Source organism: Micromonospora sp. DT62, from assembly GCF_049847285.1.
Lineage (GTDB): Bacteria > Actinomycetota > Actinomycetes > Mycobacteriales > Micromonosporaceae > Micromonospora > Micromonospora reichwaldensis.
In genome coordinates this window covers 88,388-103,656 of record NZ_JBNCOB010000006.1, presented here as the reverse complement: position 1 = coordinate 103,656, position 15,269 = coordinate 88,388, and the positions used below count along the sequence as shown (strand labels likewise).

Genomic DNA, 15,269 nt, shown 5'->3' with positions numbered 1-15,269 from the left:
AGCGCTCCCAGCATAGGGCAGGAGCCGCCGGCCGGTCGCGTCTGCCCGGCCGGGCGAAAGGCGATCGGGGACGGCGGGAGGGTGCGCGCGTGATGCGCCCGTGGCGGCGGTGCGGGAGCGGGGGCGCGCGGTGGCGCCGGCGCTCGGGTGGCCGGCCGCGGGACGCGGGGCGCCGGGGCGCGGGGCGTCGACCGGGCGGTACGGGCGGACAGCGGACGAGGCCGGTCGGAACGGCGACACGGCCAGTCCCGTCGGCCTCTTCTCCCGCCGTGGCGGGGGGTTTAGGGTGTGGGGACGGGGGAGGGCAACCCCCGTCCCCACCGTTGCTGCACACGCACGGGCGGAATTGGCGTCCTGTCGTGCGTGTCGCGCGGGAGCCGGGCCACGCGAGTGGCTAGAGGATCCACCTCCCTCCATGTCGGTGGGAATGGCTGACGGCGGTGTCCGGGCTGGCCCGCCGTCAGCCCTCGGGCTGAGTCCCCGGGGTCCGTCGTGGACGGACTCCGGGTGATCTTCTAATTGGATCTCCGTCGATGGAAGCGCTCCCATCGACCGATGTTGCGACTGTAACGCCCGTCACGGCTTTGTGAAAGCCCCAGAACGAGATCGAAACATGTTGCTGCTTCGGTGCGCCTCCGGCATTGTGGGAGCGCTTCCATGCATGGCACACTGTCGCCACCGCGACGCGGAGCCAGATCGCGCAAGCGTGGGTCGCCGAGGGCAGCCGGTGTCTCCGGTACGGCATCCGACGCAGTCGGTGGAGCAGCCGCCCCGCAGGGGGCGCCGCCCGCCGTACCCCGGCCTCGGGCCGGGGCGACCACCATCCCGGGTGCCCCCGAATCCCGTTCACGGGAGGGCGCCCCGCCGGGGCCCTTCGTCCCCGGCCAGGTCCGAGGAGACACCGCGCACATGAGAAATCTGGCAAGACGTCGCCGCCTGGCGATGGTCGCCGCCGCCGCGCTCGCCGTCGGCGGGGTGACCCTGCCGGCCGGCGCCGCACAGGCCGCCCCCGCCTGCGACGTGGTCTACGCGACCAGCGACTGGAACAACGGCTTCACCGCGAACGTCACCATCAAGAACCTCGGCGACCCGATCAACGGCTGGACGCTGAAGTTCGCCTTCCCCGGCGACCAGCGGGTGACCCAGGGCTGGTCGGCCAAGTGGAGCCAGACCGGCAACCAGGTCACGGCCACCAACGAGTCCTACAACGGGGGCATCGCCACGGGCGCCTCCACCAGCATCGGCTTCAACGGCTCGCACGGCGGCGCCAACCCGAAGCCGACGTCCTTCTCGGTCAACGGCGTCACCTGCGGCGGCACGCAGCAGCAGCCGCCGACGGTCGCGCTGACCGTGCCGGCCGGCCCCTTCGAGGCCCCCGCCGACGTGCCGCTGAGCGCCACCGCCAGCGACCCGGACGGGACGATCAGCAAGGTCGAGTTCTACCGCAACGGCCTGCTGGTCAACACCGACACCACCGCCCCGTACGGCTACACGCTGGAGGACCTGCCGGCCGGCGCGTACACGGTGCAGGCCAAGGCGTACGACAACGCGAACCTGAGCGCCACCGCGGAGAAGTCCTTCACCGTCACGGCGGCGTCCGGGCCGGTGCTGGTCGCCACCCCGTCGGCGGTGAGCGTGACCGAGGGCGGCAGCTCGACGGTCAACCTCAAGCTCAGCGCCGCGCCGACGGCCAACGTGCCGGTCTCCCTCGCCCGCACCGGCGACACCGACATCACCGTCTCGCCGGCCTCGGTGACGCTGACCCCGAGCAACTGGAACACCGGGGTGAACGTGACCGTCGCGGCGGCGGAGGACGCCGACACGCTCGGCGGCACCGCCACCGTCACCGCCTCGGCCACCGGCTACGCGCCGCTGGCGATCACCGCCACCGAGATCGACAACGACAGCGGCGGCGGGGACAACACCTACGTCAAGCGGTTCCTCGACCAGTACGGCAAGATCAAGAACTCGGGCTACTTCAGCCCCGAGGGCGTGCCGTACCACTCGATCGAGACGCTGATCGTCGAGGCGCCCGACCACGGGCACGAGACGACCTCCGAGGCGTTCAGCTTCTGGCTCTGGCTGGAGGCCCAGTACGGGCGGGTGACCCAGAACTGGGCGCCGTTCAACAACGCCTGGACGGTGATGGAAAAATATATTATTCCGAATCATTCAGACCAGCCGACGGCCGGCGCGGCGGGCACCGCGCAGTACGCCGCCGAGCACGACCTGCCCAGCCAGTACCCGTCGCAGCTGGAGCCGTCCGTGCCGGTGGGCCAGGACCCGCTGCGCTCGGAGCTGCAGAACACCTACGGCACCGGTGACATCTACGGCATGCACTGGCTGCTGGACGTGGACAACACCTACGGCTACGGCCGCTGCGGCGACGGCACCACCCGGCCGGCGTACATCAACACCTTCCAGCGGGGCACCCAGGAGTCGGTGTGGGAGACCGTGCCGCAGCCGTCCTGCGACACCTTCGCCCACGGCGGCCGCAGCGGCTACCTCGACCTGTTCGTCAAGGAGGCGAACGCGCCGGCGAAGCAGTGGAAGTACACCAACGCCCCCGACGCCGACGCCCGCGCCGTGCAGGCCGCGTACTGGGCCCTGACCTGGGCCAAGGAGCAGGGCAAGGAGGCCGACGTGGCGGCCACCGTGGCCAAGGCCGCGAAGATGGGTGACTACCTGCGCTACGCCATGTTCGACAAGTACTTCAAGAAGATCGGCAACTGCGTCGGGGCCTCCGCCTGCCCGGCCGGCACCGGCAAGGACTCGGCGCACTACCTGATGTCCTGGTACTACGCCTGGGGCGGCGCGTACGAGCCGAACCAGAACTGGTCGTGGCGGATCGGCTCCAGCCACAACCACTTCGGCTACCAGAACCCGTTCGCGGCCTGGGCGCTGACCAACGTCAACGAGCTCAAGCCCAAGTCGCCGACCGCGGTCACCGACTGGACCAAGAGCCTGGAGCGGCAGCTGGAGTTCTACACCTGGCTCCAGTCCGCCGAGGGCGGCATCGCCGGCGGCGCGACCAACAGCTGGGGCGGGCACTACGGCCAGCCGCCGGCCGGCACGTCGACGTTCTACGGCATGTACTACGACGTCGACCCGGTCTACAACGACCCGCCGTCGAACCAGTGGTTCGGCATGCAGGCCTGGTCCATGCAGCGGATCGCCGAGCTGTACCTGGAGACCGGCAACGCCAAGGCCAAGGCGCTGCTGGACAAGTGGGTGCCGTGGGCGATCGCCAACACCACGGTCGGCACCAACTGGTCGATCCCGTCGGACATGAAGTGGACCGGCCAGCCGACCACCTGGAACCCGGCCAACCCGCAGCCCAACACCAACCTGCACGTCGAGGTCACGGTCAAGGGCCAGGACGTCGGCATCGCCGCCGCCTACGCCCGCACCCTCATCGCGTACGCGGCGAAGTCGGGCAACGCGGCGGCGAAGAACACCGCCAAGGGGCTGCTGGACGCGCTGCACGCGGCCAGCGACGCCCAGGGCGTCTCCACCGTGGAGAAGCGCGGCGACTACCGCCGCTTCGACGACGTCTACGACGCCAGCACCGGGCAGGGCCTCTACGTGCCGCCGGGCTGGACGGGGACCATGGCCAACGGTGACCCCATCGCCGCGGGCAAGAGCTTCCTCGACATCCGCTCCTTCTACAAGAACGACCCGGCCTGGCCGAAGGTCCAGGCGTACCTGGACGGCGGCCCCGAGCCGGAGTTCAAGTACCACCGGTTCTGGGCCCAGGCGGACGTCGCCATGGCGTACGCCGACTACGGAAAGCTGTTCCCCAACGGCTGACCGACTCCTCCGGGTGGGTGGCGCGGCCCGCCCGCCCGGAGGTCGGCCGGGCGGGCCTGGGGGAACGGAGACGCCCGGTCGGCGGACGGCCTGACTCCCACGGTCAGGCCGGGGTGGGCCGGTCAACCGGCCGACGCAGCGGGGCAGCCGGCCCACCCCACCACACCCGGATATGCACCGGGCGCGAAAACGCCCGAAAAACCGGCCACCACGGGATCACGCGTGGGGCCGGGACGGAGTAACGTACGTCACCGGAGAGGCCGCTCCCCCCGTGGCGGCCTCTCCCTTACTTTCCCGCCGGCTCCACCGGCGCACGGGCCGGCTCGACCGGGTGGCGCAGCCCCGGGTGACCGGCCGGCAACGACCGGCGCACCACCACCCAGCTCACCGCGAGCACCGCCGCCACCAGCGGCCAGGACAACACGACCCGGGCCACCGTCAGCGCGACCACCTGACCGCCGAGCCACAGCGGCAGGAACACCGCCACCCGCAGCACGTAGGACGCCGCCCATGCCCAGCTGCCCCGGCCGTACGCGCGCAGCAGCGCCGGATCCCGCCGCCACCGGGTCCGCTGGCCGAGCGCGACGCCCACCACCGTCCCGAGCAGCGGCCAGCGCACCACGATGCTGACCACCCAGGCGAGGGCGCTCGCCGCGTTCGACAGCAGCTGGACGAGGAAGAAGTCCTCGGCGCGGCCGGTGCGCAACGCGACCAGCGCGGCCACGCAGACGGCCAGCAGCCCGACCAGCACCGAACGCGGCCGGTCGCCCCGGTGCAGCCGCCAGCCGGCCAGCGCGGCGCCGGTGACCACGGCCGCGCCCACCCCGCCCCACAGCGAGTGCCCGCCGAGCAGCAGCCAACCGAGGGCGAACGCCACCGGCGGCAGGCTGGCGTCGACCGCGCCCCGGCGCCCGCCGAGCAGGTCCGCGAGCGTCTCCGGCCGGTCCGTCGGGGCCGGCGCACCCTCCGGTGTACGCGTCACCGCACCCTCCTCACGTCCGCCACCAACCTAGCCGGAGCCGAGCGACAGGCCACCCGCCGACCGGGCTGCGCCTGCCGCTACGGTGTGCGGGTGCGAGCGACGGCGAGGGGTTGGACCGCAGTCTGGTTGGTCGTCCTGGCGATCGTCCAGGCGGCGGCCTTCATCGCTGTGTGGCGGGTCGCCGTGCACGTCGAGATCGGCCAGTGGGTCGACACCGTCGCCCTGACCGGCAACCGGATCGGGCAGGACCGCATCGACGGCCCGGTGGACCGGATCCTCAACGCCATGTCGGTCGTCTCGCTGCTGGCGGCGACCGCGGTGATCGGCTTCATCGCCCTGATCCGGGGCCGGATCGCCCTGGCCGTCACGGCCACCCTGCTGATCGCCGGCGCCAACGCCACCACCCAGTTGCTCAAGTACGGCCTGGCCCGGCCCGACTTCGGCATCGACCCCGAACGGATCTACGCCGGCAACAGCCTGCCCAGCGGGCACGCCACGGTCGCCGCCTCGGTAGCGGTGGCCCTGGTGCTCGTCCTGCCGCGCAAGGTGCGGGTGCTCGGCGCCTTCCTCGGCGCCGGCTACGCCGCGATCGCCGGGGTGGCCACCCTCTCCGCCGGCTGGCACCGGCCCAGCGACGCGGTGGCCGCGTTCCTGGTGGTCGGGGTCTGGGCGGCGCTGGCCGGGCTGGTGCTGCTGATCACCCAGCGGGAACAGGCGCAGGTGGAGTCGGCCGACGCCCACCGGGTCGCCGCGACGGTGCTCGGCGTCGGCGGCGTACTGGCGGTGGTGGCCTGCGGGTTCGCCCTCTCCTGGCTGGTCGACCTGCGCGCCACCCCGCCCAGCGAGCTGGCCCGCAGGCCGCTCCTCGTCGGCTACGCCGGCAGCGCCGCCGGGATCGTCGGCACGATGGGTGTGGTCATGGCGCTGGTGCTCGCCGCCGTGCACCGGCTGGTGCCCCGGGTCAAGGGCTGACCGCTCAGCGGGAGTACGTGCCGACCATCGTCCCGCTCGCGGCGTCCCGCTCGACGAGCAGGCGGTGCACCTCGTCGGCCCGCGGCGTCCCGGGCAACTCCAGCGGCCGGTCCAGCGCGTAGAGCCGGAAGAAGTACCGGTGGGGATCGTCGCCCTGGGGCGGGTGCGGGCCGCCCCACCCGGTGGTGCCGAAGTCGTTGGGCCATTCGCGGCCGCCCAGGGGCACGCCGCCCTCCGGCGCCCCGGCGGCGCTCGGCGCGATCCCGGTGACCAGCCAGTGCAGGAACGGCGTCCTACCCGCGTCCGGGTCCTCGACGAGCAGGACCAGCTCGGCGGCGGACTCCGGCACCCGCTCCCACTCCAGCGGCGGCGAGACGTTGCCGCCCTCCTTCGAGAAGCGGTTCGGCAGCATGTCGTGGTCGTTGAACGCGGTGCTGCGCAGCATGATCCCGGCCATCCCTGGCGCTCCTCTCGTCGGCCCGGCCGCGCGTACCCGTCGGGCGGGCCCCGAAACGGCTGCGCCGGTGTGAGAGGGTCGGGCGGGACGGGGGAGGGGACCGTGGAGAGCGTACGGGCGGCGTTCCGGGACGAGTGCGATCGGCTCGGCGAGGTGCTGCGCGGCGTCGACGAGGCGGATCTCGACCGTCCGACCGACTGCCGACCGTGGACCGTACGCGAACTGCTGGCCCACGTACGCACCGGCGCGGGCCGGCTGGTCGACATGCTCGCCGCGCCCGCCCCGCCCCGCGCCGAGGTCGACGCCGCCGCCTACTACGGCGCCGCCAAGTTCACCCCGTCCGTGGACGCCGCCCGCGTCGACAGCGGCATGCGGGAGGCCCGGGAAGTCGACGGTCCGGCCCTGGTGGCCGACTTCGACCGGGCCTGGCGGGCCGCCCTCGACGCCGTCGACGCCGCACCGCCGGGTCGGGTGGTACGCACCCGGCACGGCGACGCGATGGCGCTCGGCGAGTTCCTGCGTACCCGCGTGGTGGAGGTCGGCGTGCACGGCCTGGACCTGGCGGCGGCGCTGGAGCGGCGGCCGTGGCTGACACCGACGGCGGCGGAGGTCGTCGCCGACCTGCTCACCGGCGGGCGGGCGGTCCCGCCCGGGCTGGACTGGGACCGGCTCACGCTGATCCGCAAGGCGACCGGCCGGGCCGGCCTCACGGACCGCGAGCGGGCCGTCGTCAACGCCGCCGGCTTCCGCTGGCTCTCCTTCGGCGGCTGACCTGCGCGGGTCCCCGGGCCCGGCCCGGCGGGCGGGTCAGGCGTCGGCGCCGAGCGGGTCCGCCTCCGGGCGCGGGGCGGGCACGTGCGGGGCGGCCCTGCGCAGGTGGTCCAGCACGACCGGGTCGATCCGGCCCGGCACCAGGCGCTCCTCCAGGTTCTCCAGGCCGGCCCAGGAGAAGAGCGCCTCCTCCGGCCCCGCCGGGTCGACCGGGTGGCCGAGCGCGCCCAGCAGCGCGCCGACCTCGGCGGCGACCGCGCCCGTCAGGTCGAGCAGGGTGGCCGGGTCGGGTCGGCCGAACAGCAGGGTGTGCACCGCGAGCAGCCGCCCCAGCTCGGTCACCGGATCGGGGTGGTCGTCGACCCGCAGGTCGACCAGCACGTCGCCGCTGCCGTCGTACCCGCCGCCGCGCTCGACCACCAGCAGCCCGGCGCTCTGCCGGCCGCGCCGGTCGCCGCCGGCTTGGTCCCCGGCGCGCAACGCGGCCAGCAGCCGGTCGGGGAACGGCAGCGCGGCCCCGCCCAGCCAGGCGTCCCGGACCGCGTCGATCACCTGCGGGCCGACCAGGATGTTGCCCTGCGCCGCCCAGCCGTCGCCGGCCTGGCCGCCGGCCCAGGGGTGGCAGCTCGGCCCGGTCCAGGTCGCGCCCACGCCGGTGGCGGCGACCACGCCGAGCTGGCGATGGTCCCGGTCCGGGTCGGCGGCGACCAGCCCGGCCACCACGTCGGCCGCGGCCACCCCGGTGCGCAGCAGCGTCAGCCCCTGCGGGCGGTAGGCGAGGTTGACGTGCGCCTGGGTGGCGAGCGCGCCGACTTCGGCCTCGGCGGCCGGCACGAGCGCGCCGGCGGCCAGGAACCGGCTGGCCACGACGACGCCGTGGTGGCGGCCGTCGGCGGAGCGGGCGACGAGCGAGAAGGTCACGCATGGAGACTATCCCGCGGCACCGGGTATCGATCGCTGTGTGCCGATGGCTAGAGCGGTGGGGCCGCCGGCTCCGGCGGGCGACCCCTGGCCCGGCGGGCGTCGGCGAGCGCGACCCCGGTCAACACGACGACGACCAGGGCCGCCGACACCAGCAGCGGTTGGTGCGTCAGGACGGGCATGGAGGCCAGCAGCACGAGTGTCGCGATCCACCGGGACCGGGACACACGGCCGAACACCTCGTACTCGAAGCGGGCCCGGCCGAGCAGGAACAGCGCCGGCCCGCCGATGATCATCGCGATCCAGGACGCCTCGGGAGGGCCGAGCGGATGCTCGATCGCCAGTTCGTAGCCGATCGCGACGGCGGTCAGGCCGACCACCATCACCAGGTGGGTGTCGGCCGCCGACCGACCGAGGTCGGCCGGGTGCCGGGCCTTGCTGACCGCCTCGCCGAGGATCTGCCCGGCCCGTTGGACGTAGATCCGCCAGAGCACGATGGAGGTGGCCAACGCCAGCGCGAAGGCGGTGGTCCGGGCGAGATCGTGGGTGCCCGCGTCGAAGGCGAGACCGGCCACCAGGATCGTCTCGCCCAGCGCGATGAGGAAGAACTGCTGGTACCGCTCGGCCAGGTGCCCGCCGGCGATCTCCCACTTCGACGTCCTGGACCGGCCCAGCCCGGGCACCGGGAAACCGAGCCGCGCGGCCACGTACTCGACCGCGATGGCAGCCGTCCAGCACACGACCCGCGGGGTGGTCGGCAGAAACGCGCCAGCGATCCACAGCACGCCGCTGGCGCTGAAGACGATCGTCATCCGCAGTTTCAGCCGCCGCGACCCGTGGTGGCGTAGCGCCACGAACAGGATCGCCGGCCGGGAGACCTGCGCCGCCACGTACGCCACCGCGAAGGCCAGGCCCGTGGCGCGGAACGCCTGGGAGATCGCCACTCCCATGACCATGCTGCACACCAGAGCGGTGATCACCACCAGTTGCAGCCAGAGGTGGTACGGGTCGTACCGGCTGGTGGTCCAGGCCGTGCCCTGCCAGATCGTCCAGAGCGCGAGGAGCAGCAGCAGGGTCTTGCCGCCGCCGGTGAGCGGTGCCCAGCCGGTGTTGCCCCCCGGCTCCAGGGCGAGATCCTCGAACGCGCGGGCGGAGATGCGGGTGAGCGCGAAGACGAAGACCAGGTCGAAGAAGAGCTCCAGGAACGTCGCCCTGCCCGTGTCCTTCGTGTGGAGCGTGAGGTGCCGCCTGCCGCTGGTGGCCATCGGTCAGCGGCCTCCACTCGCTGCGGGGCCCATCAGGCAGTCGTACCACCCGGGGGTGCCGGGCTCGCGGTATCCGGGAAAGTCACAGGATCTTGCTCTGCGGCCCGGCGAGCGGGCACCATCGACCGATGACGACGCGATGGGGCATGACCGTGCCGCTGGACGGCATCCCGCTCGCCGAGCATGCCGCGATCTACGCGGCCCTCGACCGGGCCGGCTTCACCGACGTGTGGTCCTCGGAGGTCAACGGGGCGGACGCGTTCACCCCGCTGGCACTCGCCGCCGCCTGGCAGCCCCGGCTGCGCCTGGGCACCGCGATCACGCCGGTCTTCACCCGGGGCCCGGGCCTGCTGGCGATGAGCGCGGCGGCGCTGGCCGACGCCGCCCCGGGCCGGTTCGCGCTCGGCATCGGCGCGTCCTCGCCGGTCGTCGTGGGCAACTGGAACGCCGTGCCGTTCGAGGAGCCGTTCCGGCGTACCCGCGACGTGCTGCGGTTCCTGCGCGCGGCGCTGGCCGGGGAGACCGTCGACGAGGAGTACGACACCTTCGCCGTGCGCCGCTTCACCCTGGACCGCAAGCCGGCCGTGCCGCCGCCGGTGCTGCTCGCCGCGCTGCGCCCGGGGATGCTGCGGCTGGCCGGCGCCGAGGCCGACGGCGTCATCCTCAACTGGCTCGCCGCCTCCGACGTGCCCCGGGCCCTCGCCGAGGTCGGCCAGCGGCGCCCCGGCTTCGAGGTGGTCGCGCGGATCTTCGTCTGCCCCACCGAGGACGCCGCGCACGCCCGCGCCCTGGGCCGCCGGCTGATCACCAGCTACCTCACCGTCCCCGCGTACGCCGAGTTCCACCGCTGGCTCGGCCGGGAGGAGGTGCTCGGGCCGATGTGGCGGGCCTGGGCCGCCGGGGACCGGCGCGGCGCGGGCGCGGCGGTGCCCGACGACGTGGTCGACGCGTTGGTGCTGCACGGCTCGCCGGAGCACTGCCGCGAGCAGGTCCGCCGCTACGCCGACGCCGGTGTGGACGTACCGGTGCTGGCCCTGCTGCCCACCCCCGAGCTCGCCGCCGGTGGCGCGGCGGCGTTGGGGGACCTGATCACGCGCCTGGGTGGGGGTGGGTCGCGATGAACCTCACCGACCGGGTGGTGATCATCACCGGCGGGGCGGGCGGCATCGGCGCCGCCCTGGCCCGCCGCTTCGCCGCCGAGGGCGCCGCCGCCGTGGTGGTGGCCGACCTCGACGCCGACGCGGCCCGCGCGGTGGCCGCCGGCCTCGGCCCGGTCGCCCACGCCGTCGGGCTGGACGTGACCGACGAGGAGCAGGTCCGCACGCTGGTCGCCGACACCGAGCAGCGGTACGGGCGCATCGACCTGTTCTGCGCCAACGCGGGCGTCACCTCCGGCGGCGGGATGGAGGTCGACGACGCCGGCTGGGACCGCGCCTGGCGGGTCAACGTGCTCTCCCACGTCTACGCGGCCCGCGCGGTGCTGCCGGCGATGCTGGCCCGGGGCGGCGGCTACCTGCTGCACACCTGCTCGGCGGCGGGCGTGCTGACCTCGGTCGGCGACGCCCCGTACGCCACCACCAAGCACGCCGCCGTCGGATTCGCCGAGTGGCTCTCCGTCACCTACCGCGACCAGGGCGTCCGGATCAGCGCGCTGTGCCCGCAGGGCGTGGACACGCCGATGCTCGCCGACGGGCTGGCCGCCGGTCACCTGGGCGCGCGGGTCGTGGCCGCCTCCGGCGCGGTGCTCACCGCCGACCAGGTCGCCGACGCGGCGGTCGCCGGCATTGCCGAGGAGCGCTTCCTGATCCTCCCGCACCCCGAGGTCGCCGACTACGCTCGCCGCAAGGCGGAGGACCCGGACGGCTGGCAGTCCGGCCTGCGCAAGCTCGTCCGTCGGCTGAGGGCGTAGCCGCTGTCGTCGGGCAGGGTCGACCGGCGACAGCGGAGGTCCGACCGGGCCGGTTCCCGGCGGCGCATGGCCGAAGCTCGTGCCGTGCCCGCCCGGGGCTCGGGCCGAACCTGCCCGCTGCTGGCGTCGAACCGTAAGGACCAGGAGGCTCATGTCCCGCAGCAGTAGGTCGGTGGGGGTTCTCGTCGTCGACGACCAGGTGCTGATCCGCGCCGGTCTGGCCGCCCTGCTCCGGGCCGCCCCGGGGATGCGGGTGGTGGGCGAGGCCGCCGACGGCGCCGAGGCGGTGGCCGTGGCCGCCGCCACCCGGCCCCACGTGGTCCTGATGGACCTCCGGATGCCTGGCGTCGGCGGGATCGCAGCCACCCGTGAGATCATCGCCGCGGCCGGGGACGACCCGCCCCGCGTCCTCGTGCTGACCACGTTCGACACCGACGATTACGTCTACGACGCGCTGCGGGCCGGGGCCAGCGGTTTCCTGCTCAAGGACACGCCCCCGGAGCGGCTGCTGGCCGCCGTCGCCACCGTGGCGCGCGGGGACATGCTCTTCACACCCCGCGTGGTCCATCGACTCGTCGAGTCACTTGCCGCCTCCGCCGCGCCGCGGCCCGGTGCGCTGCTGGCGCTCGACGTCCTCACCGGACGGGAGCGGGAGGTGCTGCGGCTGGTCGGCACGGGCCTCGACAACTCGGAGATCGCCGGGCGCCTGGTGATCGCGGAGGCGACCGTCAAGACCCATCTAAACCGGACCATGGCCAAGCTCGACCTGGCCAGCCGGGCGCAGGCGGTGGTCCTGGCGTACGAGTCCGGTCTGGTCCGGCCAGGTGAGAGGGGGTTCAGCAATCCGCAATAGATGCACGGGTGTTCTGGAGTTCCTGGACCGGACGTGACAGCAGGCCATAACTCGTTGCCCTCAGGATCGGGGCCCTCGTCTTCACCCGCCCGCGGCGACTGCCAGCCCCGGCCCGGCGCTCGTGCCGACGCAGCCGGCAAGATCACGGGCTATCGGAGACGGCGTCGACACCTTGACACGGGCAGGCTAGGCGGGCCGGGCCGGAGGCGACGGCCGCCGACCGGTGACCCCCGGTTCGTGCCTGTCGGGTGGGACGACTCCGACGGGCAAACTGAGGATGACGGTGAAGCCGCCGCCCGGGGCGTTTCCGGCGTGCAGGCTTCCGCCGTACAGTCGTGCCCGCTCGCGCATGCCGGCGAGACCGTGGCCGTGCGCCGGCCCGTCAGGAGCGCCGGGGCCGTCGTCGGCGACCCGGATGGTTAGCCGCTCCGGCTGGCCGTAGTCGAGCGTGACGTTCGCCCGGGCCCCGCGCGCGTGCTTCAGGACGTTCGTCAACGACTCCTGCGCCACCCGGTACGCGCAGAGGTCCGTCCCCGGTGGCAGTGGGCGGGGCGAGCCCACGACCACCACCGCGACCTGGACGCCGGCGGCCCTGATCCGCTCGACGAGTTCGTCGAGCCGACCCAGCCCCGGTGCGGGATCGCGGCCGTCGCCCTCGCTTCGCGGATCGGTGTCGGACACCCGGAGCAGGGCGAGCATCCGGCGCATCTCCTCCAGCGCTTCGTGGCTGCTGCCGGCGATGGTGTCCAGCGCCGCGCCCACCGTCGCCGGATCGGTGGCGAGGACGTACCGGGCCAGGCCGGCCTGCACCGAGATCACCGACATGTGGTGGGCGACCACGTCGTGCAGCTCGCGGGCGATACGTATCCGTTCCGCCATGACCGCGCTGCGGGCCCGGGCCTCCCGCTCCCGGCGCAGTTCCTCGGCCAGGGCGAGCAGTCGCCGGTTGCGGTCGGCCAGCCGTCGGGCCCCGGCCCCGAACAGCCAGGCCACCAGAGTCGCCACCAGCGCCTGGGCGAGCGCCGTCCACGGAGTGTAGACCTCGACCACCATGCCGCTGTAGAAGACCACCCCGACCGTGGCCGCGGCCCCCGGCAGGGCGGTGCGGGTGGGACGCGTCGCGGCCACGGTGTACATCGCGAGCAGCGGCCCGAACAGGTTCAGGCTGGGCACGTAGCCGAGGGCGAGGAACCACGCCACCACGGCGCAGCAGGTCAGCAGGACGGTCACCGGGGCGCGGCGGCGTGCCGCGAGCGGGATGTTGGCCAGGCAGGTCAGGACCAGGGCCGTGCCGTCGAACTCGCGGAAGCCGGGCAGTTGGTAGTCGCGCCCCATCCAGGCCGTGACCGCCACGATGCCGGTGGCGACCGCCGCGTCGACGACCGTCGCGGGCACGTCGTGCAGTTGTTGCCGGAGCCGCTCACGGTGTGACACCGGAGAATCCTAAGTGGTCGATGCGAGGTCGAGCGGGGGCGATGAGGGCCGGTGTCCCGCGGGTGGTGCCGTACAACCGCTGCGGTAGGCAGCCGATCCGGATACCGCAGCGGTCGCGGTAGGGAATCAATCAGCGGGACGATGTGGACGGACGCCGCGCAAATTAACGTCTGCGGTATAAGCCACCGCTAAAGGGAGTACGAATTGAAGAAGCGTCGTTTCGCCGTCGCCGGTCTCTTGGGAATTTTCGCTCTGTTCGGTACGGTCGTGGTTTCCCCGGCCCCGGCCCAGGCGGCCACCGAATGGTCGATGAGCTACACGAGCGCGGATGTCTCCGGAGCCTGGGTGCACGGCACCTGGCGGTGGGGTGACGACGGTCGACTGTACGTGAAGGTGGAGGTCAAGGACACCGTCGCGAACGACCGCAACGCCAAGGCGAGGGTCATGGCCTACTACCGGGACGGCGGAACGCGCTACGAGGAGCTGGCCAACAACAACGGCGCGAACTCGACAGTCACCAGGACCTACAACTTCGCCTCGAATGTCACGCGGATCGAGATCAACGAGTGCACCGACAATTCCCTGAGCGCCAACATCTGCGGAAGGTACAGCACGATCTTCTATCGTTCCTGAACGACCGGCGCGGGCGACGACACCCGCACGGATCCGGCGAGGCGACAGGTGGCGGGCCCGGCCACTGTCGCCGAGCCGTGGTGCGCCTGACCGCGCGGGCCAAGCCCCGGTCCCGGCCGCAGCCGAGACCGGGGCGACGTCGTGGAACGCCGCTCACAACTGGACGATCTGACCCACGCGTGGCGGCGTCCGGCCGGCGAGCGTCTCCGACCAGGCACGTCGCAGGGCGTCGGGGCCGGTGTCGACCCGGACGTCGAGCCACCCGCTCACGACCCCGGTGAACCGCTGCCAGGCCGCGGCGAACCGCTGGTCGAGCCCGTCGCGGCCCCAGTCCTGGCGGCGCTTGCGCATCTGCACCGGGGCGAAGAACACCTCCCCGGCGGCGTCGGCGTTCGGGACCTGGGTGGTGAGCCCGACCGCGATGTCGCGTACGAGCCGGTCGCCGAGGTGCGCCCGCAGGGCGGCCCGGGTCGTGGGCGCCCCGGACAGGTCGAGGTAGGCGGTCGGTACGGCGTCGAGGGCGTCGATGTCGTCGTAGGTGAGGACGTCGTCGTAGCAGCCGAGGGACCGGGTGAACGCGAGGTTGCCGGGGGAGGTGAGCCCGACCAGGCGCGGGCCCCGGCCGTGCAGCTCGAACGCGGCGGCGTACGCGGTCTTGCTGGACGCCGACGACAGCACCAGGGTCGCCGCCCCGTGGAAGTCGTTGTCGACGATCTGGTCGGCCAGCATGAAGGAGGTGAAGAACAGCGGCCGAAAGAGGACCAGCAGGTCCTCCTGGTCGGCCCGGTAGGCCGGGTCGCCGGTGGTCGACCGGTACACGTTGTACGGCGAGGGCAGATCGGCCCGATGCCCGCTCGCGTCGCGGAATCCGGACGCGTCCACCCGGTCCGGCCGCAGCAGGAGGTGACCCGCCGGTGGGAGGTAGCCGTAGACCCGCTGCCCGGCGGTGACCCCGTCGACCGTCGACGCGACCACCTCGGCGAAGCCCCACAGTGGCGGGAGTCCCCACTGCGGGCCGAGCCCACGGGGGCCGGGCGGGAAGAACTCCCAGTACCGCATCGCGTCGCCGAGCACCGCGTAGGTCACGTTGTTGGCGGTCAGGCCGACGCGGTCCACCCGCAGCAGTGCCTCGCCGTCGGCCAGGGTGGGCGTCGCGCCTTCGGCGAGGGTGGTCCGGCTCAGGTCGTCACGGGCCACGGCGAAGGTCCAGGAAGCAGGCATGATGCGACGCTAGGCAGCCCCGGAGACCGAGACAAGTGCAC

Annotated in this window: 13 protein-coding genes; 7 read left to right on the top strand and 6 right to left on the bottom strand. The window is 73.4% G+C overall.

The genetic code is table 11. The features are described from left to right. Positions 1–918 precede the first annotated feature (918 nt). Complete coding sequence (locus ACPXCB_RS11410; RefSeq protein ID WP_425875011.1) at positions 919–3,810, top strand: glycoside hydrolase family 48 protein; 2,892 nt, start codon at positions 919–921, stop codon at positions 3,808–3,810. 286 nt (positions 3,811–4,096) lie between these two features. Here the strand turns inward: ACPXCB_RS11410 and ACPXCB_RS11405 are convergent, their stop codons facing one another. Then, on the bottom strand, positions 4,097–4,792 hold the full coding sequence (locus ACPXCB_RS11405) for a DUF3159 domain-containing protein (protein WP_425874646.1): 696 nt from the start codon (positions 4,790–4,792) through the stop codon (positions 4,097–4,099). Positions 4,793–4,876: 84 nt separating this feature from the next. On the opposite strand from ACPXCB_RS11405, the gene ACPXCB_RS11400 reads away from it, so the two are divergent. Continuing rightward, on the top strand, positions 4,877–5,764 hold the full coding sequence (locus ACPXCB_RS11400; RefSeq protein ID WP_425874645.1) for a phosphatase PAP2 family protein: 888 nt from the start codon (positions 4,877–4,879) through the stop codon (positions 5,762–5,764). A 4-nt stretch (positions 5,765–5,768) separates the two neighbouring features. Here the strand turns inward: ACPXCB_RS11400 and ACPXCB_RS11395 are convergent, their stop codons facing one another. Then, entirely contained in the window at positions 5,769–6,221 is a 453-nt protein-coding gene (locus tag ACPXCB_RS11395) for a YbhB/YbcL family Raf kinase inhibitor-like protein (RefSeq protein WP_425874643.1), read from the bottom strand. Positions 6,222–6,290: 69 nt separating this feature from the next. On the opposite strand from ACPXCB_RS11395, the gene ACPXCB_RS11390 reads away from it, so the two are divergent. Continuing rightward, positions 6,291–6,992, top strand: a complete 702-nt coding sequence (locus ACPXCB_RS11390; RefSeq protein WP_425874641.1) for a maleylpyruvate isomerase N-terminal domain-containing protein — start codon at positions 6,291–6,293, stop codon at positions 6,990–6,992. A 36-nt stretch (positions 6,993–7,028) separates the two neighbouring features. On the opposite strand, the gene ACPXCB_RS11385 is transcribed toward ACPXCB_RS11390, so the two are convergent. Continuing rightward, positions 7,029–7,913 (bottom strand): DUF1028 domain-containing protein, encoded by an 885-nt coding sequence (locus tag ACPXCB_RS11385; protein ID WP_425874639.1) that lies wholly within the window; start codon positions 7,911–7,913, stop codon positions 7,029–7,031. A 50-nt stretch (positions 7,914–7,963) separates the two neighbouring features. Then, complete coding sequence (locus ACPXCB_RS11380; RefSeq protein ID WP_425874638.1) at positions 7,964–9,178, bottom strand: low temperature requirement protein A; 1,215 nt, start codon at positions 9,176–9,178, stop codon at positions 7,964–7,966. 146 nt (positions 9,179–9,324) lie between these two features. Here ACPXCB_RS11380 and ACPXCB_RS11375 point away from each other — a divergent pair, with 146 nt between their 5' ends. The 3 genes from ACPXCB_RS11375 (at position 9,325) to ACPXCB_RS11365 (ending at position 11,940) form a co-directional block, all read left to right on the top strand. Next, positions 9,325–10,299: an LLM class F420-dependent oxidoreductase gene (locus tag ACPXCB_RS11375; protein ID WP_425875009.1), complete on the top strand. Its 975-nt coding sequence runs from the start codon at positions 9,325–9,327 to the stop codon at positions 10,297–10,299. Further along, positions 10,296–11,087, top strand: coding sequence for an SDR family oxidoreductase (locus ACPXCB_RS11370; protein WP_425874636.1), 792 nt, complete (start codon positions 10,296–10,298; stop codon positions 11,085–11,087). Before ACPXCB_RS11375 ends, ACPXCB_RS11370 begins: the two co-directional genes overlap by 4 nt. A gap of 151 nt (positions 11,088–11,238) precedes the next feature. Next, on the top strand, positions 11,239–11,940 hold the full coding sequence (locus ACPXCB_RS11365; RefSeq protein WP_425874634.1) for a response regulator: 702 nt from the start codon (positions 11,239–11,241) through the stop codon (positions 11,938–11,940). A gap of 186 nt (positions 11,941–12,126) precedes the next feature. Here ACPXCB_RS11365 and ACPXCB_RS11360 read toward each other — a convergent pair whose 3' ends face one another. Beyond that, on the bottom strand, positions 12,127–13,374 hold the full coding sequence (locus ACPXCB_RS11360; protein ID WP_425874632.1) for a sensor histidine kinase: 1,248 nt from the start codon (positions 13,372–13,374) through the stop codon (positions 12,127–12,129). 204 nt (positions 13,375–13,578) lie between these two features. Between ACPXCB_RS11360 and ACPXCB_RS11355 the strand changes: the two genes are divergently transcribed. Then, entirely contained in the window at positions 13,579–14,007 is a 429-nt protein-coding gene (locus tag ACPXCB_RS11355) for a hypothetical protein (protein ID WP_425874630.1), read from the top strand. Between the two features lie 153 nt (positions 14,008–14,160). Here the strand turns inward: ACPXCB_RS11355 and ACPXCB_RS11350 are convergent, their stop codons facing one another. Next, positions 14,161–15,228, bottom strand: a complete 1,068-nt coding sequence (locus ACPXCB_RS11350) for a DUF2855 family protein (protein WP_425874628.1) — start codon at positions 15,226–15,228, stop codon at positions 14,161–14,163. Positions 15,229–15,269: the final 41 nt, after the last annotated feature.